Origin of the sequence: Ligilactobacillus pobuzihii E100301 = KCTC 13174, assembly GCF_000349725.1 — a bacterium.
GTDB classification, from domain to species: Bacteria; Bacillota; Bacilli; order Lactobacillales; family Lactobacillaceae; genus Ligilactobacillus; species Ligilactobacillus pobuzihii.
Genome location: NZ_KB714694.1, coordinates 2730 through 24843, shown reverse-complemented (window position 1 = coordinate 24843; position 22114 = coordinate 2730). Strand labels below are relative to the sequence as shown.

Here is a 22114-nt window from a genome sequence, read left to right as displayed (position 1 = left end):
CAAAAGTGGGCGCCAAGCTTAGCGAATTAGAACTGTGTGTCTTGCGGCAACTCTTTAAGTTACCGCACCTAACTGAGCTGTTGAAACAATATCCCATCCTTTTTTTGGTTGATGACACGCTCCAGCCTAAGTTTGGTAAGAAGTTCGAGCACGTGAAGGTCTTACATGATCACGCCCGTCACCTGGGAAAAGAATTCGTCAATGCCCATGACTTCGTCACTTTGGCGGTCGCTTTTCCGATGCGCGCTCCTGCTGAACCACGGTCAGTTCAATATCTCATGGTTCCCTTTGCTTGTCGGATGTACCAGCCTGAAGGGGACTCCAAGCTTAAAATGGCCGCCAATTTAGCTGAACAAGCGCTTAAAATCGTTGGTCAACAACAACACATTATTTTTGAATGTGATAGTTGGTATCCCAAAAAAGACGTGCTGAATTTCGTTAAGGACCATGACAATGTGGACTTTATCGCAAATATTCGCAAAGATACTGCGCTTTATCAACTGCCGCAGCGCACAGGAAAACGTGGTCGCCCGCGTAAATACGGGCAAAAATTCCAAACAACTGACATTGTTTTGACTGGTCAAGATAAGCACTATGCGGTAGGCATGACTAAATGTATGACGAAGCTGTTTGACCAAGCTGTGTGGATCATCCGCAGTCAAAACTGCCATGAAGGTGAGCGCTTGTTCATTTCAACGCTTCCCGCCCAAGATCTACCAGAATTGACCCCGCATAAAACTGGGTTCTGGCGAATTCTTGATTACTATAACCAACGGTGGAAGATCGAAACTTACTTCTATGAGATCAAAAAATTCTGGTCTTTTGGTAGTTATCAGGTTCGTTCCCAGGATAAGATCGAAGGCTTGCATTTTATTGCCAATCTGGCCTATCTTTTGACACAACTTTTACCGCAGGTCCGACCTGAATGGCAAGAATTACGGGGTCAAGGGATAAGTGCGCGCAAAAACGCACTCAGCCGCGCCATTACTAAGGAACGAATTTTTACTAGTTTGGCCCAGGCAGCCCAAAAGCACCAAAATTCTGAGATCATTTTGCAGTTCATACTGGACGTGGGTTCAAAAACTCGGAAAAATAGTTAAAATTTGTAAAGTGCTGAATATTTTTTTAGATAAAAAAACTAGGGCAAAATGTATAAAACACTTTGTCCTAGCTGTATGAAAAATAATTGTTCTCTTTTTAAATCAGTTGACCGATCTTAGTACCAACCATATTGGTCTGAATGGTCTAAAGCATTTGACCATGAACCATAACGGTCATTAACATAGTTGTCAGCAGTCTTTTCCTGATTAGCTTCTGAAAGATCACCATTTAACATTGACTTACCTAACTGGTACTTACCATAGTACTGACCATTTGAAGCTGAATATGAGCCACCGGATTCACGGTTAGCAATTGCTGCTTTAGCTGCATCTTCAGAGGATGAGTTTCCTGAATTATTAGAAGTAGCAGCTGGCTTTTGGCTAACTTGTTGCGGCTGTGCTTGTTGCTTTGGCTGAGCCTGTACAGTTTGTTTTGGTTGTGCTTGTTGCTGTTGTTCAACCTGCGGCTGTACATGAACCTGCTCATTGTCATTTTTTTCAACTTGTGCTGATTCTTGTTTTGGCTGTACTTGTTGTACAGGAGCCTGTGCCTGTTGTTGTGACTGTTGTACTTGTTGTTTTGGCTGTGCCTGAGCAACTTGACCATTTTCGCCAACTTCAAGTTTCTGACCAACATAGATCATATTGATATTAGAAAGATCATTAGCTTTTTCAATAACAGAAACACTACTATTATTTTCCTTTGCGATCGATGAGATCGTATCGCCTGATTTAACCGTAACTGTATCAGCACTTGCTGCAATTGAACCTGCTGCCATCATACCAGCAGCTGCTGTGATCGTTAATAAAGTCTTCTTAAATTTCATTATTTTGTACACTCCTATAATTTCTCTTTTATTATTGCGACTTATCTATCAAGCCGCTTCATCAATTCAACGATGCCTAGTATAAGGAATAGAGTTTACATGCAAATAACATGGGATTTAAAAAGAAACGTTATTTTGTAAAATCAAACAAATTATGTAATTTTTTGTAACAGTGTTAGCGCTTCATTATTTAGTTGTCTTGTAAAAAACTGGTCTTGGCGACTCTTAAAGACCCGTTAGATATTACAAAATTGGCTTGATTCAAGATAAATTTTACAATAATAGAACTAAAGTCCTTGAAATTTTTCGAATTTTTAGTTGAAAAAAGAGATTTGGCCCTTGAAAAAGACAAAATCTCTTAATTAGTTCTATATATCATTCCACAAAAAGTTTAAAAAGAATAGAAAAATCGGCAAACCAACTATAGCAATCAAACAAGTTTGCCAGTTAAAATGTAAAATTAAAAAAGTACAGAGAAATAATACATACCCTAAAACTACAAAAGTTGCTACCATTAATAATAAAAATAATAAAATTCCTTTAGAAAAACTCATCTCTTTAGCTCTTTCTGTTAGCTTCTTGAACCGTCAACAAACCACTGTAAATCGTTTCATCAGCTTGATTCGTTAAATTAGATTCCTGAAATTTAAAGTCTGTCCGGAACACTTGATGGTAAGAGCCAAAATAGTTTTTAACAGTCATATGGCCCTTGCGACTAGCTTTATCAAAGGCTTTAACTTTTTTTAAACTAGGAAACATGATCGCATAATGACACTGGTTAGCCGACCCGTGAGTATCTACTTGTTCAGCTTGATAAAAAAAACTTTTTCCTTTAAAGTTCAAGCGTAAACTGTTTCTTTCAAACATAATAAACCTCCTCGAACTGGTAGCTTCTTAAAATAAAGTGACTCTTATGATATCTCTAAACAACACATTTATATTTTGTTATTATATATCTATGATATATTGTATATCGGATTTTAAATTCATGCATGCTAGACTACAACCTTTTAACAAAGTTTTATCCTTCAGCCAAAAATTATGAAAAGTATGAATAGAATGGGGAGCGATTTTTTGCAAAGAGCAGCTTTAATTCTCGAGGGTGGTGCGTTACGTTCATTCTTTACCAGTGCGATCCTAGATTTTTTTATCGAACACGATGTTGAGTTTGAATATGTCCATGGAGTATCTGCAGGAACACTGTGTGCTATGAATTATATTTCTAAACAACGCAATCGTTCGGCAAATATTAACTTACATTTTTTACATGACAAGCGCTACATTAGCGTCAGCAACTTATGGAACAATGGTGGGATCTTCAACTTGGACTTTCTATTTTCTCCAGAATGTTTTGCTTATAGCCCGTTTGATTGGGATGCTTATCGTCAAAGTCAACAAACTTTTGAGATCACAGCTACCAACTGTGACACTGGTCAAGCAAATGTTTTTCGTAAAGAACAAAACAATGACCAAGTCGAGGCGATCAAAGCATCATCAAGTATTCCATTATTATCGGACATTCGGATCATTGATGATCAACCTTATTTAGATGGTGGTATCGCAGATTCGATTCCTTATAAGCGGGCACAGCAATTAGGTTACGATAAAATCGTTGTAGTCGTAACACGAGATATCAACTATCGGAAACCAGAAAACGGTGCTGCTATGAACAATTTAGTAAAACAAAGATACAAACAATATCCTAACTTTGTTCATTCCTTTATCAACCGTCCTAAACATTATAACCAGGCACTAACTGAAATAGAAAACCTCGAAAAACAAGGAAAAATTTTCGTTTTACGTCCTGAAGACCCAGTTACTGTTTCACGTTTTGAAAGAGATAATACTAAATTGATCGATCTCTACCATAAAGGAACTGAAACGATTGTTGAACAAATGCCAGCGCTAAAAAAATATCTGGCAAATTAAATACATGTATTGTGATCGTTAGCTTGTAAAAGATAAGCAAAACGACCATTTTTTCGCAAAGAGAGTAAGACAAAGGATGTTGCCGGATTGTAACGCTATCGCTGTTACAGTAAGTCTTCGATTTTTTGGAATACGTTTAAAGGCCGTCGATTTAACCCATTTAATGGGATAGCTCGACGGCCCCTTTTAGAATCACACAGTTAATTATGTCCCATCTTCGTACATAATCAAACTATTTTAACAAACTCATTTCATTTTTTTGATTGATTTTCGTCAGCATACTGATAATATAACTGGCGGAAAATGTAAATGATCACAGCTGTTAAGAAGAATGAAAAAACAACATCGGACATAAAATGTGCGCCAATAACTACACGTGAAAGCCCCATCAATACTCCATAAACAATGCCAATGATCCACCATACTTTTTGTGCTTTTCCCCTAAAGAACCATGAAAAAACGATCAATAATGTTGCCGCTTGTGTGTGTCCCGAAGGAAAAGACTTATGTCCTGTAACTCCATTGATAGTTAGCCAATTAGTAAAATCGCTCTGTGTTTTATTTAATTCATAAGGACGAACACGCCCCCAAATTTCCTTCAATCCCTGATTAACTTGAAGCGAAAACCAGACTGTTAGTGAAGCAAAAACAGCGACTAACAATAAACGTTGGATAGTTTCCAGTCGAAAATGGCCCAGCCAATACTGAAAAATAATAGTCAAAATAGCAAAAATAAGCAGCCAGATCCAATAAGCTTTGCCTACGCTCAAAGCAGTATCCGCAGTATCACTATTGGCAAGTCCAATTGGCTTATGATGATCAATATTTGAGCTAACTTCAAGAATATAATCTTCAACTTCATTTAAGTATTGCTTTAGCTGCCAGCCTGATACTGCCAGCCCCCCACCTCCCAACAAACATTTAAATAAAACAGGACCTTGCATTTTAAAAGCAAACGTCAAAGCAATCTGTCCGCTGATCACGAAAATTAAATATTGCGGAAACTCACCAACACTTTGAAATAAAGTACCAAAAACACTGCGATAATTAATGATCGTGTTGCTGACCTGCAAGTCTCCAAAAGCAGCGATCACTAGTAAAATCACACAAATTACCGCACTAATACTAAAAAGTTTCTTTTGTTGTGAAAATGACACATCAATTCTCCTCTCAAATATACTTGACTCTAAACTACTAGTTCAGCATAATCTTCAAAAGTAAAAAAGCATTGGCCTTTAAGTAATTTTTATGTAAAAAATGCAGCATTCTATAATTTCAAAGCTATTTATTCCAAATCATGCATCAGGCTGAGAGTTGCTAACTACACAATTTGCTTATATTTGCAACAAAAAAGCGAAAGTGAGACAAAAGATGTTTTGAAGCTGATTTGTAACAGCAATTGCTTTATTTAAGGGAATAGCTAAGCAAAGGTTCAAAATATCGCAATCGTTGTTACAGTATGGCTTCAATCTTTTGGAACACATTTAGGGCCATCGATCTATCCCATTACATGGGTTAAATCGATGGCCCCTTTTAGGATCGGACGGCTAATTATGTCACAATCCTGCTTGACCCTATTTAAAATTCACTTAATTTGACAAGAAAGATTATTTCTAACCAACTTCCACCCTACAATGGTGACATTATCGTGTGTCAGTCCGTTAATATCACATTATGAGATATTGATCTTGCTTTATTTGCTTATTTTACTCTTTGTCCCCATCGTCACTTTCTTGTACTACAGAACTTGGACCAGGTTCATAGGTTACTTTATTGTGTAACACTTGTGTAGCTACCCACAGTAATGCCAAGGATACTACAATGAAAATCAATAAAATCAAGAATGACTGTGTGATCTGGCCGCTGCCAAACCCACCAGTTAACGATTCACGGAATGAATACACTGACCAAGTCATTGGTAAGAATGGGTTGATTGATTGGAAAAATCCGTTCATCCCGGTCGTAATTTCAATTGGGAATGAACCCCCACTGGCACCTAATTGAATCACTAACAAAATCATTCCAATAAACCGACCTGGATTATCAAACGCGATAGACAGCAGCATGACGATATACATAGAGGCTAACGAGAACATGATCCCGTTTAACAGGAAGCCACCGATATTTTGCGGTGTCAAACCGACAGCCATCATTAATAACAATTCGACCAAGGCATTAGCTACAGCAACTATGCCGCCAACAGCGACCTTACTGCCAAACCATCCATTAGCTGTACTATCCTTACCACCCATTTTACGTAAAGGATAAACTAAGTTAAAGACCAGTGCCCCAACATAAAGAGCGACCGATAACATATATGGTGCTAATGCAAAGCCGTAGTTAGGAACTTTACTGTAATTACTGTGCTGCAGTTTCGTTGGTGCAGCAAACATCTGCGCATTTTTCTTTTCCAAGTTAGTTGAGTTGACTTCTTTAGCCCCGTCTTTCAAACTCTTAGACAAAGTACCTGTACCATCAGTAAGTTTATTAGATGCATCATTTAATTTGTCGGAATTACCTGCTAGTTTTGCAGAGCCATTCGCTAGAGTATCGATCCCGTTAACTAAAGTTGGAACTTGTGCATTTAACTGACCGATGCCGCCAGCAAGTGTGTCTGCTCCAGCATTTAATTGTCCTCCGTTAGCATCCAACTGACTCGTGCCATTGGCCAACGTGTTAATTCCGCTGACTAATGTTGGAACTCGTGCACCCATCGCAGTTAAACCGCCATTTAACTGGCCGGCGCCGCTCCGTAGCTGAGTTCCATTTTGATTTAGCTGTGAAGCGCCATTAGCAGCGGTTTTCACACCATTAGTATACTGCGTTAAGCCATTCAACATCGTTGGTAATGATGATTGACTGGCAATTCGTGAAACTTGACTTCTGATCTGATCGGGGTCAGTCGTATAATGATATGTTCCATTAGCTTTCTGGCCATTAACACCAGCATTTAACTGAGTTGAAGCTGATTTCAATTGGCCAGCAGCACTTTCAAGTGCAGTCAACTGTTTTTCTATAGTTGCAGCATTCATGGCTGTGTCGTCACCACTCATATTGGCTGATAGTTGCTTGATCTGCTTAGTCATCCCAGATAAAGAGGCTAATGATTTTTGTGCGTTGTTCAACTTGGTCTTAGCCCCATCAACTGTTTCTTGAATGGTCTGGATATTTTTCAAGGTTTCGCCATTTTCTTGACTATTTTTAATGATCTGCTTCAGATCCTCCTGAGATCCAGCCATCTGTTCTTGCTGATCTTCTGGCAACTTTTCCAATACAGCCAAAACTTGCTTCGCTTTAGTAGCACTATCAGAATCATTAGCACCAATTGAGTTCAATTGCTCCGGTAAGCCACTCAATTGTGTACTAAAATCATTGATCATCGTGTTCATTTCAGCAGCTGTTGTATCCAAAGCAGCCAATTGTTTTTCATTTTCCGGCGTCATTAAGCTATTTAAGCCTTTCTGAGCGGCCGAAATTTTAGGCAATTGTTCTTTTAGCTGTCCAGTTAGCGCTACAACTGAATCAGAGACAGTGTTACCCAAAACATAAGTTGCAGCAATACCTTGTGGTAACTGAGATAATTGACCAGCAGCTTTTTTCAACTGGTTAGAATTTCCAGCTAACTGTTGCAACCCCCCGTTCAACTGGCTCACAGCACCAGTGTACTGGTCAACACCACCACTTAAAGACTGGGCGCCGTTTTGCAATTGGCTAACACCACTAGCTAGGGGTGCTGTACCTGCTTGTAAAGTCTGTACGCCTTGATTTACTTGGCTCACAGCACCTGTATATGTGTGTAACCCTTTATCTAATACCAAAGAACCATCAGCAAGTTGAACAATTCCTGCACTTAAAGGCTCAACCCCAGCATGCATAGTCATCACACCATCATTTAAGGTTTTAACACCAGCCGTATATGTTGTTAACCCATTTGACAATGCCTTAGATCCATCGCTTAGTTTAACGGTACCCTTAGCAGCTTTGCCAAATCCTGCACCGACTTGCTTGACCACGCCAAACATTGTATCAGCGTATGCGGTTGAAACAGTTTTGCTAACTTTATTGTTTAACTGACCGGCAGCTTCCTTAGTGATGACCTGACCAATATAATTCAATGAATCATTTGTTTGATATTTTAAATTCATTTTCTGCGGCTTGTCGTTCAGAACTGTCGCCGCGTTTTTAGAAAAGTTTTTAGGAACAGTCACTACCATATAATACTTATGATGTGCCATGCCTTCTTTAGCCTTTCGCCCACTGACAAAATGCCACTCTAGTCCATCCTGCTTTTTCATATTAGCAACTAGTTGGTCACCGACATCTAGTTGCTTATCTTGAAAAGTCACTGGTCGGTCATCGTTAACGACCGCCACGGGTAACTTGTCAACATTTCCATATGGGTCCCAGACAGACTTTAAGAAAAACACCGAATATAAAAAAGGAATAAACATAATCCCTATCAAGGTAGCCAGAATGATCTTATGTTCCCGGATCATGCCGAACTCCTTTTTGATCATTTTCACTGAAATTCACTCCCATGCCAAATTTAAAAAACTACAAAATTGAACTTCTTTAAACAAAGAACTAACGTAGAAAGTTGGTTTTCTGCGCGGTCACCGTATAAAATTCTATTTATAGATTTTAACAGTCCATAATATACTCTAAACATCCATGAAAAACAACACCTTTGAATATGTTTTTTCAAAAAATAAGCCGACCAAGTTTTCATAAAAACTCGATCGACCATCATTAAATACCCTTGCGGTGTAATGCATATGAATACATCAGCGGGATGACCACTGCTATAATTAATGAAACGATTATTAACCATTCTTGCTGGAGGAGAGTATTTGCCAAGAAGATAACCCCACAAATGACAAATATCCATCCTCCTAAACGATTGGTTTTTTGCCAGTTTTCTTGACTATTAAGCGTCCAGGAAACACGATACCCTATCGTTTTGTTTTGCTTGACCTTTGGCAAGTAACTACCCAAAACGATAAAAACTACTCCCAACAATAAATTTGAAACAACATCAGAGTTAATTTGGTATCCAAGAGAATATCCAAAGATCATAATTACCGTAACGAATTCGACCCATGGCACGATCCAATAGATCACTTTTATGACCTTACTACCAATATTTCTTTTATACTTATCCAGATTCATAAATACCACCACGAACAGCTGCACAGCAGCCATAGCTAGCGGAAATCCATAAACTGCCATTGCTTTACTACTCCACCCATTTGGTTGACCAGAATGCAGCGTAAAATGAGTAGCGATTTGATTCGGCAGTTTATTCCACAGTAAGATCCCAACTATCATCGGAACCAAAGTTAATAAAAAAGAACCCACGATCGTCTTTATTTCTTTATCTTTTTTCATTTGTCCTACCCTCCTCCAAATCCTCAAAGCAAGCCATAGTTTCTTCAAAGATTAAGGTATCTAAATCACAATAAATAAAATTTTTTCTTTCCAAATCAAGCCCGCTTTTTTCTTTTAATCAAAAAACTTGTTGCCGGTCAGTAACTTGGCTGATAAAAGCAACGATTTCATCCGCGGTTGGCGGAGTAAACACCTTACCTCACCCATAATAGTTCCAGTTAACATCCTACTGCCAACAAAACCCCAGTCAGCAAGCTGTCTTTTTGGTTAATTATATTCATCACGTTCATGCCTACCTTTAATTTTCGCAATCATTATAACGTAATATCTACCACTTTCTCAATTTACCCCTGCCTCAAAAGAACTTAATTAACTTTGCAAAGTATTTTAAGCAGTGTAGGATGTTTCAAAAAGGGGGCTATTTTATTATGATCGGCCAATACCCACTTACTTGGTTGATCAACGATATTTTTGCCATTATTTTAATTTTCATGTGCTTATTTCATGCACTACGCCAAAAAAACTAGCAAAACAAAGTCTTTGAACTAATCATGTTTGTTCTTGGTGCTGGGATCTTTGAACATGTTGGTGTTTTCATTACGCATACATATTCATATGATCAGCATCGTCTGATGATGGCTGAAGCAATTCCCTTAGCAACTCTACTGATTGAAGCTGCGATCGTTTATTCATCCACCGTTCTTTTTAAATATCTCAACACGAAACTCTGGATGTCGATTTGGGTCGTTGGTTTTCTATCTGTCTTTCAAGATTTTTCGATCGCCCCCGTTTATGTTCATGATACCTACAAGTTTTACGGAGTTTTGAGCGGACAATGGAACTGGGCTTTTAAGTATCATAACAGCTTTTTTGGGATCCTATACCAAAACTTTACCAGCTGGATCTATATGATTGGATTTTACGTTGCATTACTTTATCTTGGCTATTGGCTAGGTAAAAAAATATTCTAAACAGTGGCTACAAACCGCTACACCTTTTTTGGCTGGTTTGTTACTGATCATCTCATTGCTTGTCTTTAGAATGTTCTTGATCGATGGTAACAGCGAATTAATTCCAGAATTAACTAAATTAGTCCTTGCTTGTCTGATCGGGATCGGCCTAATGATCGCTAACTGGAATAAGATGAAACCGATCGATATTAAACGGGATAAGATTATTTTTACCATACCATTATTGTTTCAAGTCTATAACCTCGTAATAGGTTTTGGACTACAACTCAAACAAGCATATATCCCACTGACAGTCTGCACGGTCATTGAAGTTTGTTACTTTGGTTATCTATACCATAAAGGTAAGCGTTCTGCTCGTCTTAGTTTTACTAACAATTAACACAAAATAAGAAATATCCTCTCAAGGTAAAAATTAAACTTTGAGAGGATATTTTTTATGAATAACTAACCTATTTGTAAATCGGACATTCCTGTATTAAAAAACTTTTTGCCTCAGCAAAATATTATCCAAAATAAAAACACATTTGTACAAACACCGCGCTTAACTGCAGTATTCTCAAATGGTATCTAGCTTACAACTAAATTAAAGGTCGTTTAGTTGATCGACTATTTTTCTAAACCTTCAGCTATCTTATCTAAGTTCCACTTCATCATAGAATAATAACTGTCTCCCGCTTTGCCTTTTTTAGCAACTGAATCGGTGAAAAGCTTATGCTTAGAAACTGGGATCCCAGTATCCTTAGAAACAGTCTTCATTGGACGATCATCAACACTAGTTTCAACGAAAAGTGATGGGGTTTTTGTCTTACGTAATTTCTGAACTAAATTCTTAGTTTGGTCAGGCGTTCCTTCTTCTTCAGTATTAATTTCCCAGATATATTCAGATGGCACATCATAGGCTTTAGAGAAGTATTTAAAAGCACCTTCACTAGTAACGATCAATTTCTTTTCTTTAGGGATATCATTAAATTTAGATTTAGCTTCTTTATCTAATTTATCTAACCTAGCGACATACTTATCCAAGTTTTTCTTGTAAAAATTCTTATTAGCAGGATCTTTTTGGGATAAACGTTTTTCGATGTTCTTAGCATAAATAATACCATTTTCTAAGTTCAACCATGCATGCGGATCTTCTTTACCCTGGTCGCCTTTTCCTTCCAAGTAGATCACATCCACGCCATCACTAACAGCGAAGTAATCCTTGTTTTTTTTCTTGTTAGCATTTTTCACTAACTTGTTGAACCAAGCATTTCCACCCGTTTCCAAGTTGATACCATTATAAAAGATCACATCAGCGTGAGATGTTTTTTGTACGTCTTCTGATAACGGTTCGTATTCATGTGGATCTTTACCAACAGGGACCATACTGTGCAAATCGATTTTATCTTTACCTATATTCTTAGTCATATCAGCAATGATCGAGTTTGTAGTAACTACCTTAACTTTATCGCTATCCTTAGATTTACTCTTACCATTCCCATCACTGGAACAACCAGCTAGAAGAATAACCGCCACGGCAAATGTGAGGAGAGCTGCTAAACTTTTTTTGATTTTATTCATTATTTACTAGTAACCTTCCTTTTAAAAAAATTTTGTTTTGGTGAAATAAAGAAACTAATTATGAAAAATACTGCCGCGGTCAAGACGATACATGAACCAGCTGCAATATTGAAACTATAACCGATAAACAATCCTAATACTGATGAAACTGCCCCCAAAGTGGCAGAAATGAAGATCATCACTTTTAGACTATTTGAATAAAGGTAAGCCGTTGCGGCCGGTGTGATCAACATTGCTACGATCAAAATCGTACCAACACTTTGCATGGCCGTTACCGCTACTAAAGTCAGTAAGATCATTAACAAATAATGGTAGAAATTAACTTTCATCCCCATTGCTTGTGCCATGTTTGCATCAAAAGAAGTGATCAATAATTCTTTATAAAATAGGTAAACAATTACTAATACAACGATTGAAACTCCAATTGATATCCATTTGTCAGTATCCTGTACAGCCAAAATATTACCAAATAAAATGTGGAATAGATCCGTCGAACTATTCGCAACTCCGATCAAGATCACCCCTAAAGCCAAAAACGAACTAAAAGTGATCCCAATTGCGGTATCTCCTTTAATTACACTATTTCCTTTAATATACGTAATAATAACTGACGCTAATAGTCCAAAGGCAATAGCCCCAACAAAGAAATTAATACCCATAATAAAAGAAATAGCCACACCAGGTAAAACGGCATGCGAAATAGCATCGCCCATTAAGGACATTCCACGTAAAATAATAAAACAACCTACGACACCGGAGACGATTCCAATTATAACTGCCGTCACTAAAGCATTTTGTAAAAAATGAAATTCATTTAGTCCCTGAATAAAATTTGCAATCATAATTAAGCACCTCCCATAATCAAATTCTCGCCATAAGCCTTACGCAAGTTAGTCTGATTGAAAACTTCCTCAGTCTTACCGCTCGCAAGTAACTTTTTATTTAAAATTATCAACTGGTCGAAGTAATCCCTAACTTTGCTCAAATCATGATGCACTATCAAAATTGTTTTACCTTGGTTCTTAAGCGTACCTAATGTTTCCATAATGATCTGTTCACTAACTGAATCGATTCCGACAAAAGGCTCATCTAAGAAAATATAATCAGCGTTCTGAACCAAACAGCGTGCCATTAAGACTCGCTGGAACTGACCGCCAGAAAGTTCACTGATTTGTCGATTACCGTATTCTTTCAAATTGACTTTTTCTAACGCCTCATCGACCTGTTCCCATTGCTTTTTACCAACTTTTTGGAACAAATTTAAGTGTGCGTATGTGCCTAATGAAACACACTCTCTAACTTTGATCGGGAAAGTATAATCAATATCACTTTTTTGTTCTACATAAGCAACATGAGATAATTCCTTTTTTGCTTCATTATTATTGATCAAAGCTTTTCCTCCGAAGTCAATAATATTTAAAATCGCCTTGAGCAAAGTAGATTTTCCGGCTCCATTTGGACCGATGATCCCCGTGATCGTTGGGCCCTTGATCTTCAAGGATACATTTTCCAAAGCTAATACATCATTATTGTAAGAAACTTGGAGATTTTGTGTCTCGATCATGTTAACACTCCATTCAAAATATATTTATTAAACATTACAAAATTAGGTTAGCATAACTTATATTTAATAACAAATGAAAATAAGTTCATCACTGGTTAAGAATGCGCTAACATTAGTTGATAAAACCGTTTTTTGCTTGGCCTTTTCTAGCAAGTTAATTGCTTTTTTCAACAAATAATATTCAATAAAAGATTTCTGTTTCAAAAGTGTTGGCATTAATTTTTAATTTTTATAAATAAAAATAGCAGTAACATATTTTTTAAATACATTACTGCTATCAAATTAATTAAAATTTATTTTTTAAGCTAAGGCCGCTGTGATCTCACGATTAAAATCGTCAAGATCATCTGGTGTCCGACTTGTGATCAACTTATGCTTTTCATCGATCACAACTGGTTCATCAAGCACTTGCGCACCTGCATAATATAGATCAGGACGGACTGAAGTAAATGCTGTCAACTTCAATGCTGAAGATAAACCAGATTGAACGAATAACTGTGGTCCGTGACAAATAGCAAAGACATTCTTATTACTCAACAAGAAGTCCTTAACAAAGTCAACAAAGCGTTCATCAACACGTAATTGATCTGGTGAAAAACCGCCAGGGATCAACAACCCATCAAAATCATCAACCGAAACATCATCGATACCCTTATCTGCTGTCAATTCCAGGCCATGTTTCCCTGCAATTTTACTACCAGCTTCATTTTCAATAGTTGTGATCTCATGACCAGCCTTTTGTAATGCTTCAACAGGTGAAGTATATTCAATGTCTTCGACATCGTTTGTAACAATTACTGCTACTTTACTCATTATCTAAGCCCTTCCTTTCATGTTTATCCTAAAAATTATCTGCTTAAAACTAGCTAAAATTCGTAAGATAATCTTACCCTTTTCGCTACATTTTTGTTATAACATTTTTTTTACATTTTTCTCAAAAATTATGCTTACAGCATCACGGATGCTAAAAGCATTACTTTTGGTTAACACCTTTTTAAAAATATAAATAATTTCTGCTAAAAAGTTCCACTACAATACCATCAAAAAATAATCATTAACATTAATAAACGTCTTAAAAAAAGAACTTGTATTCTATCAATACTTTGCTATTTTTAAGCTAGAGCAGCAGTGATCTCACGGTTAAAGTCGTTAAGATCATCTGGTGTCCGACTAGTGATCAATTGGTGTTTTTCATCGATCACAACTGATTGATCAAGTACTTGGGCACCTGCATAGAATAAATCAGGACGAACTGATTCATAAGCAGTTAACTTCAATTTTGATGCTAAGCCAGTTTGAATGAATAATTGTGGGCCATGGCAGATAGCAAAAACATTCTTATTACTCAACAAGAAGTCTTTAACAAAATCAACAAAGCGTTTTTCAACACGCAATTGATCTGGTGAAAAACCGCCAGGAATCAGCAATGCATCAAAATCATCAACTGAAACAGCAGCAATACCCTTATCTGCTGTTAATTCAAGTCCATGTTTACCGGCGATCTTACTACCAGCTTGATTTTCAATAACTGTAACTTCATGCCCTGCAGCCTTTAAAGCATCAACAGGTGAGGTAAATTCAACGTCTTCTACATCATTAGTTACAATAACAGCAACTTTACTCATTAAGAATACTTCCTTTCAACTTTATGATAGTATATATAATAAACCTAGTTTACATTTGATACAATAACGCACTTTTAGGTGCCTTGAGAGATGCTAGGTAAAAATTAAATAGTAAGGTGATTTTTATGACGGATGTTGTCCGTAAAGATGTCAAACAACGCTTAGAAGATGGCGATTATAGCTGTGCCAAAGAACTGACCTTATCAATGTTTAGTGGCAAGTGGAAAATTGTGATCCTCTTTCATTTAGGTACGGATGGTTCCTACCGTTTCAACCAGTTGATGCGTTTATTACCGAAAGCATCACACAAAGTATTGACTAACCAGCTACGTGAAATGGAAGAAGATCAGTTGATCTCGCGTAAAGTGGTCTCAGATTCACAAGTCCAAGTTTTTTATGAGATAACTGAATTAGGTCAGACTTTAATGCCTATCATTAACCAAATGTATGAATGGGGTACGAAACGGATCAAGCAGTTACAAGTCACACCAAGCTTCAATATTAACGAAGATGAAGCGAAAAAATAATACGTTTATCTAAAAAAGCTACTAAAAAATTGGGAGTAAAGACAAAAGATGTTTTGAAGCCGATTTAAAACAATGATTGCTTTATTTTGAATCGTAGCAAAGTGAAGAACCAGAATAAAGCAATCGTTGTTATAGTACGGCTTCAATCTTTTGGAACACGTTTAAGGGCCATCGCTATCCCATTAAATAGGTTAGCTCAGAAGCCCTTTTTGAATCACACAGCTAGTTATGTCCCAGCTCCTTATTTGGGAAAAAAGTGGTAAAAAAGCTTGCTCATTGTCAATTTCAAAACAGAAATGCCCATTTATACTCAATATGTAAAGAAAACACTCCTGATCCTAGTAAGATCAGATGTGTCTACACTAATAATTAGCTCTAAAAATATGAAAACTAAACTCACAACATGCATTTTTCCCACATATTTAAATCAAGCCTTTCCTTAATCCCTAATAGAAATATAACTTTTTTATATATAAAGTGTCATATAATATAATTATATTATATATTTATGTTGAAAAATTCACAAAAAAACGATATCATATACAAGTAAGCAAATATTTAGGGAGGCAGTTATCATGACTGAAGAAAACACTCAAAACTCAGAACCGCAAGTAGAAGATCTTTTTTCAACCAACGATATCGATACTACGGTCACAGGTATTAAAAAAGATTCTGATACTTGGATTGACCAAGCGACAGAAAAAACAAAAGCAGTTAGCGGTGAAACATATGTCAAATTAGATTGCGGGATTCTCACCGTCAACCAATTAAATTACTTTTTAAATTCAATGCCATTTGAATTGACTTTTGCTGATGATAATAATCAATTCTTATATTACAATAACATGATGCCAGCCGATGAAATGCTAGCTGGAAGAAAACCAAGCCAGGTCGGTAATGCGATTGCTTATTGTCATCCACCAAGAGCAAGAAAAGGTGCTGCTAAAGTAGTTAACATGTTACGTAATGGTAAGACGGACAAGTTTAGGTTAGCTGTTCCCGGTAACGGACCTGACAAATGTGTTTTGCATGATTACATTGCCATGCATGACGAACAAGGTCGTTATCGTGGAGTTAATGAACAAATTTATGATTTAATGCCCGCTATTAAATGGTATTTGAAACATACTGGTCAAAAGCTAGTTAATGACCCAAATGCTACCGCAGACACAGTAACTGGGCCATCACAACATGAAAAAACAGGAGCAAAAGAAGAAACTGATGCTACCTCTAGTGCATCACAACAAAACTAATTAGATCTTGCTTATCCAAAAAAGCCCTTTCATCAGAGAGAGCTTTTTTTCATACTCAAAACCCTCAACTTCTACTAGAATTACCACTAAAAATACCACTTCATCGACAAGCAAGAAAGCGACAACGAATTACTTAGTCTTCAACTTATTTGAGATTTTTTTGATCAATATTTGATTATTGTTGAGTCGTGCAAATGCCAAAGCATCCTTCAATAACTCATTAATTTGTGCAGACGAACCATTTTGTTCAAAAACATTTTGCGCTTTTTGATCCAAGATCCGTGCCAGGTAGTATGTTACATGATTTTCTGCACATATTTTGTAGCCATAATCTAGCAATGGATCACTAACTGAATAATTGCCAAGTCTCCCATAGTAGGCGGCAGTATAGAAAATCATATTTAAAACCCGCCAAATAGTCTTCGTATCCGCTAATGTTAGCTCCTCCAATTTATCAAAAACTTTCTGGAAATAATATTCGGCTTTTTTTAACTCTTGCATTCGGCTATATGTGATCCCACTACCCGTGTACGCTAACAACGAAAAAATCGTTTGGTGAGAATTATCAAATTCACTCAAAATCATGTTAAAAAAATACAATGCATCTTCAGCTTTTTCATCATTCAAGGCTGAAATATAACCTTGAACAAATGCATACTGCATTTTTTGAGTTGAACTAAGTTTGTCAAAATCCATCAACGATAATTTTAGTTGTGCTGCCTGATACTCACTTTGAATCAACTCAAATTCAGCCTGATCTAAATTCTGTGATTCATCTGAAATAGACGATGGTCCGGTCGGAAATATCTCATCCAGTGTCAGACCCAAACGCTGGCACAATTGTATCAAAACCTGAATCGAAGGGGCTTTTCCATAATGTTCGAACTTACTTAAAGTTGCTTGTGTACAAACCCCATCACAAAGTTCAATTTGTGATAAGCCTAATTTTTTTCTGGTATTAATAAAATGTTTAGTATTAATTTCACTCATATTTTACTCCCAAGTTAAGAACCTGAACTATAATATGTCCCAAATTATCAAAACTACATCTCAAAATATTTTTTTAAATACGCAGCGACCCCATCGTCATTATTGTTTAGAGTTTCTACGTTAGCCGCTTTTTTAATTAGTGGGATCGCATTTTCCATTGCCACACCTACTCTTGCAGCTTGTAACATTTCCAAATCATTTTCTTCGTCGCCAAAAGCCATCAAGTTATCCAACGTTTCTCCAAAATTGCCTAATAATTGTCCTAAGCCGACTGCCTTATTAACTCCAGCCGGTAAAAATTCTAACAGTTCCGGTCGTGAAGGTACTACATGAAAATTATCCTGCACATCTTTGGGCAGACCTGCCCGTGTGTTGCTCACGGTTTCTGCTGGAGCTGAACTAACTACTTTACCAAATGTCTGATCAGCAGGTAAAGCTGCAAATTTTACATCTTCAAACGAGATCATCCCATTCATGAATTTTTCATAATCTGATTTACCAAATTCGATCAGTGAGTAAACCTTATCAGGTCCTAACACATCTAGGGGATAGTTACGTTGTTTAGCATCTTGATATAACAATTCGACCTGTTGCTTTGTCAGAGTAGTTTGCGCTAGGATCTCTTGATCAACGTTATTTTGAACCAAGCCTCCATTAAAAGTGATCGAATAATCGTTAGGTTGCGTCAACTCGAGTTGTTGAATCAGATGTTGAACCGCTCCTAACGGCCGACCGGTACATAAAATGACCCGCTTTCCTGCTTCATGCAGCTCTTTAAGGACTCTTTCATTTTCTGCTGAGATCTCCTTATTAGAGTTAAGTAACGTGTTATCTAAATCAAGTGCAATCGTTGTGATCATAATTTTTCCTCTCTTTTACCTATTATTTCGAACGATAATGACGGTACACCCATACGGTAACTACGATCAGTATTAAGGTGATCACTAAAGTAGTGATCCAAGAAAATTCGCCCTTGGCTAACGGCAAGTGAACATTCATACCATAAAAACCCGAGACAATTGGGGGCACCGCTAAAATTAACGACCAAACTGTTAAAAAGCGCATCGTATCATTCAAGTTATTGTTTAAAATATTATTGTAAGTATTTGACAAGCGATCAACCAGATCAGCCGCGTCTTGTGTGATCTGTTGGCTTTGTTTAGTTTCAATCTCAACATCATTCAAAAACGCATGTTCACGCTCATTTAATTGGAAAGCGCCACTATCAGAATTACTGCTCAACCCCATTTGCTGAATCGCAACGACATTGTTATCCGTAGCAGTTGTTAAATAGACCAGTTGGTCACTTAATTCAGATAACGCAGCGATCTGCTTATTTGTTGGATGCCGGTGATAATTAGCTAAGTCTTCACGCTGAGTATTGATCTCATCGATCTGGTCAACGTATTGGTCATTGATCCGCCACAATAAACTTAATAACAAAGTAATTGGCGATGAGCAGCGTCTGGTCCTAGTCTGCTTGATTTCATGTAGTAATTTTCTAAGCTCTTGTATAACCCATTTAGCTTCGGAATCAACGACAGAAATCAAATATTTTTCTGAAATAATAAAACTGACTGGTAAGACCTTGAAGCCGCCATTTTTTTGATCTGCAACTGCAACGCGCCAAATCAAAAGGCCCATTTTGATCTGTTCATTATAATCGAAACGTGAACGTTCTCGCTTATCAAGGATATATGACAGATATTTCCGTGGTAAAGCAAAGTCTTCTTGTAAACTTTGCAATTCTTGTTTATTTGGGTCAGAAATATCAAACCACCAAGAATCATCCCACAGTTTTTCCTTGCGATACATAGACACACCAGCCCTTCTACAGATAGTTTTATTATACCAGTCTTTACTCCCGAAAATAAAAAAAGCGGATCTATTTGTTTAAATTAATTTAATTTTTTTAACAAAAAAGTTGAGGTGAGACAAAAGATGTCTTGAAGTCGATTTGAAACGATGATACTTATTTTGGGTCGTAGCAAAGCGAAGAATCGGAATAATGCAATCGTCGTTATAGTAAGGCCCTAATCTTTTGAAACATATTTAAAGGCCGTCGATTTAACCCATTTAATGGGATAGATCAACGACCCTTTTATAATCGCTCAGCTAGTTATGTTTCAACTGCAACTAAAATAGTTATTTTTTCGTCATATCCAACGTGTAATTAATTAGCACGTACAGTGAGCTTACGAACAAGCTTATCCAACTCGACTACAATAAAGACTACAACTCCTGAAAGTAAAGAGAAAACAAAAGCACTTGCGGTCAAACTAGCTGTCGAGAACAGGCTTTGCATGAATGGTATATAGGTCAAGAAGACTTGTAACAACAACATGATCCCGATCACAATAAAGGCTTTTTTATTAGAAAAGATATCTTTATTCAAAGCAAAGTTTGAGGTCCGAATATTGAACAGGTAAAAGATCTTCCCACCAATAATAATGTTGACCATCATCGTACTTGCAGCCGCTTGACTTGTACCTTGGTCCAACAAGTAACTATGCCCTAATAAACCGGTCCCTGCAATAATTATAGAAACATAGATCATCTGGATCACATCGTGTTTATTGACCATCGATTGGCCGTGTGCACGCGGCCGACGATTCATGATCCCCGATTCAGCCGGTTCAAAGATAAACGCAAACTGAATCGTAACAGCAGAAACCATGTTGATCCATAATAACTGGCTTGGAGTCATCGGTAATGGCATATCCAGTAAGATCGAGAAGAAAACGATCAAACCTTCAGCAAAAGAAGTTGGCAACAAGAATAAAATACTCTTTTTGATATTATCGTAGATCCGCCGTCCTTCTCTGATCGCCGTACCCATTGTCGTAAAGTTATCATCAGTCAAAATCATATCAGCAGCATCTCTGGCAACATCGGTACCTTTAACACCCATTGAAACACCAATATCGGCAGTTTTTAAGGCTGGAGCGTCATTCACACCATCACCGATCATTGCGGTAACTTCTTCGTCTTGCTCAAGGGCTTCTACGATCTCCAACTTATTTTGTGGAGTCGTTCGGGCAAATACTTGATTATCTTTGGCCGCTTTTTGTCGACCTTGCTTATCAAGTTCATCCCATTGTAGACCTGTGATCGCATGAATACTTTCTGCCAATCCAAGCTGTTGTCCAATAGCTGACGCAGTGACTGGAGAATCACCCGTGATCATTTTAACCTGCACATGCGCAGTATTTAATTGTTTCAAAGTATTGATCACTTCTGGACGTGGTGGATCAATGATCCCTGCCAGTCCTAAAAAGCTCACTCCTTCTTGCAATAATTCATGGGTCACTTCTTCAGTTTTTTCAGGTACACTTGTCAAACCAACGGCAACAACACGTTTACCCGAAGCCGCTAATTTTTGCACTTCCTCTAACCAATACTCTTGGTCAAAATCTGGGTCTTTATTAACGATCATTTCAAAGATTTTATCTGGTGAACCTTTGACATATAACAGTTTTTGTCCTGTTGCTTGGTCACGAACTAAGCGAGCAATATAACGATACGCAGAGTCAAACGGCAACATATCTATTAATTCATATTTTGGCTCTTCTTTAGTATTCATGATTTTATAGTAAGCCGTCAAAAAAGCTCCGTCAGTTGGTTCACCATTAATTTGGTAAACACCATCATCATTTTGAACTAATTCTGTATCATTTGCAGCAAAACCAGCTGTTAAAAATTGTGTGATAATTGTATCAGGTGCTATATTTTTACCAGCAAGCTGCAAGCTACCATTCGGAGCATAGCCTGTACCCGTAACGGTATAATGTTGTTCTGGTGTAATGATATCAGTCATTGTCATTTCATTTTTCGTTAAAGTCCCAGTTTTATCAGTAGCGATCACATCGACTGCACCCAACGTTTCAACTGCTGGTAAAGTCTTAACTATCGTCTTTTTGTTTTTAGCCATGTCTGACACACCTAAGGCCAAAATCACTGATGTGGTTGCTGGCAATCCTTCTGGTATTGAACCAACGACCATCGTTACCACGGCTAAAGCGAGTACTGGCAAGGAATAGATTTCTAAGAATAAGCCAACCACAAATAAGATTACCGCCACTACCAAGATACCGATCGAGGTTCCCTTGCCTAAATTACCGATTTCTTTCATCATTGGTGTTTCTTTTGGTTTTGCTTCAGCCACAGCAGTTGAAATTTGACCGATCTCTGTTTCACTCGCTGTCGCAACAACGACTCCTAAACCTGAACCATTAGTTACACTAGTTGAGGTAAAAGCCATGTTACTTTGGTCAGCCAAAGGAACTTTATCCTCGTTAATGTCGTCTTCACTTTTGCTAACTGCATCAGTTTCACCAGTTAATGATGATTCCTGCAGCCGCAAGTTTGACGACTGTACTA

20 protein-coding genes are annotated in these 22114 nt (G+C 37.4%); 6 read left to right on the top strand and 14 right to left on the bottom strand.

Annotated features, from left to right (window positions below; genetic code table 11):
- A partial coding sequence (locus LACPOB_RS12455; protein WP_017867914.1) for an IS701 family transposase occupies window positions 1–1100 on the top strand: 1100 nt, incomplete at its 5' end.
- A gap of 116 nt (window positions 1101–1216) precedes the next feature.
- On the opposite strand, the gene apf is transcribed toward LACPOB_RS12455, so the two are convergent.
- Together apf and LACPOB_RS0105920 are read right to left on the bottom strand one after the other, a co-directional pair.
- On the bottom strand, window positions 1217–1927 hold the full coding sequence (apf, locus tag LACPOB_RS0105930) for an aggregation-promoting factor (RefSeq protein WP_017867913.1): 711 nt from the start codon (window positions 1925–1927) through the stop codon (window positions 1217–1219).
- A 558-nt stretch (window positions 1928–2485) separates the two neighbouring features.
- Window positions 2486–2794 (bottom strand): hypothetical protein, encoded by a 309-nt coding sequence (locus LACPOB_RS0105920; protein WP_017867911.1) that lies wholly within the window; start codon window positions 2792–2794, stop codon window positions 2486–2488.
- A gap of 207 nt (window positions 2795–3001) precedes the next feature.
- Between LACPOB_RS0105920 and LACPOB_RS0105915 the strand changes: the two genes are divergently transcribed.
- Window positions 3002–3856 (top strand): patatin-like phospholipase family protein, encoded by an 855-nt coding sequence (locus LACPOB_RS0105915; protein ID WP_017867910.1) that lies wholly within the window; start codon window positions 3002–3004, stop codon window positions 3854–3856.
- Between the two features lie 251 nt (window positions 3857–4107).
- On the opposite strand, the gene LACPOB_RS0105910 is transcribed toward LACPOB_RS0105915, so the two are convergent.
- The 3 genes from LACPOB_RS0105910 to LACPOB_RS0105900 form a co-directional block, all read right to left on the bottom strand.
- Entirely contained in the window at window positions 4108–5013 is a 906-nt protein-coding gene (locus LACPOB_RS0105910; RefSeq protein WP_017867909.1) for a phosphatase PAP2 family protein, read from the bottom strand.
- Window positions 5014–5562: 549 nt separating this feature from the next.
- Complete coding sequence (locus tag LACPOB_RS0105905) at window positions 5563–8379, bottom strand: YhgE/Pip domain-containing protein (protein WP_017867908.1); 2817 nt, start codon at window positions 8377–8379, stop codon at window positions 5563–5565.
- Between the two features lie 226 nt (window positions 8380–8605).
- Complete coding sequence (locus tag LACPOB_RS0105900; protein ID WP_017867907.1) at window positions 8606–9244, bottom strand: SdpI family protein; 639 nt, start codon at window positions 9242–9244, stop codon at window positions 8606–8608.
- Between the two features lie 551 nt (window positions 9245–9795).
- Here LACPOB_RS0105900 and LACPOB_RS0105885 point away from each other — a divergent pair.
- Together LACPOB_RS0105885 and LACPOB_RS0105880 are read left to right on the top strand one after the other, a co-directional pair.
- On the top strand, window positions 9796–10215 hold the full coding sequence (locus tag LACPOB_RS0105885; protein ID WP_017867905.1) for a hypothetical protein: 420 nt from the start codon (window positions 9796–9798) through the stop codon (window positions 10213–10215).
- Between the two features lie 28 nt (window positions 10216–10243).
- Window positions 10244–10594, top strand: coding sequence for a hypothetical protein (locus LACPOB_RS0105880; protein ID WP_017867904.1), 351 nt, complete (start codon window positions 10244–10246; stop codon window positions 10592–10594).
- Between the two features lie 227 nt (window positions 10595–10821).
- On the opposite strand, the gene LACPOB_RS0105875 is transcribed toward LACPOB_RS0105880, so the two are convergent.
- From LACPOB_RS0105875 to LACPOB_RS0105855, 5 genes are all read right to left on the bottom strand, one after another.
- Window positions 10822–11775 carry a metal ABC transporter substrate-binding protein gene (locus tag LACPOB_RS0105875; RefSeq protein ID WP_017867903.1) on the bottom strand — a complete coding sequence of 318 codons (954 nt, stop codon included), beginning with the start codon at window positions 11773–11775 and terminating at the stop codon, window positions 10822–10824.
- Window positions 11775–12617, bottom strand: coding sequence for a metal ABC transporter permease (locus tag LACPOB_RS0105870; protein WP_017867902.1), 843 nt, complete (start codon window positions 12615–12617; stop codon window positions 11775–11777). The genes LACPOB_RS0105875 and LACPOB_RS0105870 overlap by 1 nt, the downstream gene beginning before the upstream one ends.
- A 2-nt stretch (window positions 12618–12619) precedes the next feature.
- Window positions 12620–13339 (bottom strand): metal ABC transporter ATP-binding protein, encoded by a 720-nt coding sequence (locus tag LACPOB_RS0105865; RefSeq protein WP_017867901.1) that lies wholly within the window; start codon window positions 13337–13339, stop codon window positions 12620–12622.
- Window positions 13340–13639: 300 nt separating this feature from the next.
- Window positions 13640–14152, bottom strand: a complete 513-nt coding sequence (locus LACPOB_RS0105860; protein WP_017867900.1) for a type 1 glutamine amidotransferase domain-containing protein — start codon at window positions 14150–14152, stop codon at window positions 13640–13642.
- A 299-nt stretch (window positions 14153–14451) separates the two neighbouring features.
- Window positions 14452–14964: a type 1 glutamine amidotransferase domain-containing protein gene (locus LACPOB_RS0105855; RefSeq protein ID WP_017867899.1), complete on the bottom strand. Its 513-nt coding sequence runs from the start codon at window positions 14962–14964 to the stop codon at window positions 14452–14454.
- 125 nt (window positions 14965–15089) lie between these two features.
- Between LACPOB_RS0105855 and LACPOB_RS0105850 the strand changes: the two genes are divergently transcribed.
- Both LACPOB_RS0105850 and LACPOB_RS0105845 read left to right on the top strand, forming a co-directional pair.
- Window positions 15090–15491 carry a winged helix-turn-helix transcriptional regulator gene (locus LACPOB_RS0105850; RefSeq protein WP_017867898.1) on the top strand — a complete coding sequence of 134 codons (402 nt, stop codon included), beginning with the start codon at window positions 15090–15092 and terminating at the stop codon, window positions 15489–15491.
- A gap of 575 nt (window positions 15492–16066) precedes the next feature.
- On the top strand, window positions 16067–16744 hold the full coding sequence (locus tag LACPOB_RS0105845) for a PAS domain-containing protein (protein ID WP_017867897.1): 678 nt from the start codon (window positions 16067–16069) through the stop codon (window positions 16742–16744).
- Between the two features lie 129 nt (window positions 16745–16873).
- On the opposite strand, the gene LACPOB_RS0105835 is transcribed toward LACPOB_RS0105845, so the two are convergent.
- From LACPOB_RS0105835 to LACPOB_RS11835, 4 genes are all read right to left on the bottom strand, one after another.
- Complete coding sequence (locus LACPOB_RS0105835; protein ID WP_017867896.1) at window positions 16874–17734, bottom strand: helix-turn-helix domain-containing protein; 861 nt, start codon at window positions 17732–17734, stop codon at window positions 16874–16876.
- 53 nt (window positions 17735–17787) lie between these two features.
- Entirely contained in the window at window positions 17788–18594 is an 807-nt protein-coding gene (locus LACPOB_RS0105830; protein ID WP_017867895.1) for a Cof-type HAD-IIB family hydrolase, read from the bottom strand.
- Window positions 18595–18616: 22 nt separating this feature from the next.
- Window positions 18617–19549 (bottom strand): magnesium transporter CorA family protein, encoded by a 933-nt coding sequence (locus tag LACPOB_RS0105825; RefSeq protein WP_017867894.1) that lies wholly within the window; start codon window positions 19547–19549, stop codon window positions 18617–18619.
- Between the two features lie 358 nt (window positions 19550–19907).
- Window positions 19908–22114, bottom strand: a 2207-nt coding sequence (locus LACPOB_RS11835; protein ID WP_040532884.1) for an HAD-IC family P-type ATPase, incomplete at its 5' end; no start/stop codon positions are given.

Bases quoted from the DNA above. Each gene is read 5' to 3' on its own strand.
- apf (WP_017867913.1), bottom strand. From the start codon at position 1,927: ATGAAATTTAAGAAGACTTTATTAACGATCACAGCAGCTGCTGGTATG.
- LACPOB_RS0105865 (WP_017867901.1), bottom strand. From the start codon at position 13,339: ATGATCGAGACACAAAATCTCCAAGTTTCTTACAATAATGATGTATTA.
- LACPOB_RS0105835 (WP_017867896.1), bottom strand. From the start codon at position 17,734: ATGAGTGAAATTAATACTAAACATTTTATTAATACCAGAAAAAAATTA.
- LACPOB_RS0105900 (WP_017867907.1), bottom strand. From the start codon at position 9,244: ATGAAAAAAGATAAAGAAATAAAGACGATCGTGGGTTCTTTTTTATTA.
- LACPOB_RS0105920 (WP_017867911.1), bottom strand. From the start codon at position 2,794: ATGTTTGAAAGAAACAGTTTACGCTTGAACTTTAAAGGAAAAAGTTTT.
- LACPOB_RS0105845 (WP_017867897.1), top strand. From the start codon at position 16,067: ATGACTGAAGAAAACACTCAAAACTCAGAACCGCAAGTAGAAGATCTT.
- LACPOB_RS0105885 (WP_017867905.1), top strand. From the start codon at position 9,796: ATGTTTGTTCTTGGTGCTGGGATCTTTGAACATGTTGGTGTTTTCATT.
- LACPOB_RS0105830 (WP_017867895.1), bottom strand. From the start codon at position 18,594: ATGATCACAACGATTGCACTTGATTTAGATAACACGTTACTTAACTCT.
- LACPOB_RS0105850 (WP_017867898.1), top strand. From the start codon at position 15,090: ATGACGGATGTTGTCCGTAAAGATGTCAAACAACGCTTAGAAGATGGC.
- LACPOB_RS0105875 (WP_017867903.1), bottom strand. From the start codon at position 11,775: ATGAATAAAATCAAAAAAAGTTTAGCAGCTCTCCTCACATTTGCCGTG.
- LACPOB_RS0105860 (WP_017867900.1), bottom strand. From the start codon at position 14,152: ATGAGTAAAGTAGCAGTAATTGTTACAAACGATGTCGAAGACATTGAA.
- LACPOB_RS0105855 (WP_017867899.1), bottom strand. From the start codon at position 14,964: ATGAGTAAAGTTGCTGTTATTGTAACTAATGATGTAGAAGACGTTGAA.
- LACPOB_RS0105870 (WP_017867902.1), bottom strand. From the start codon at position 12,617: ATGATTGCAAATTTTATTCAGGGACTAAATGAATTTCATTTTTTACAA.
- LACPOB_RS0105825 (WP_017867894.1), bottom strand. From the start codon at position 19,549: ATGTATCGCAAGGAAAAACTGTGGGATGATTCTTGGTGGTTTGATATT.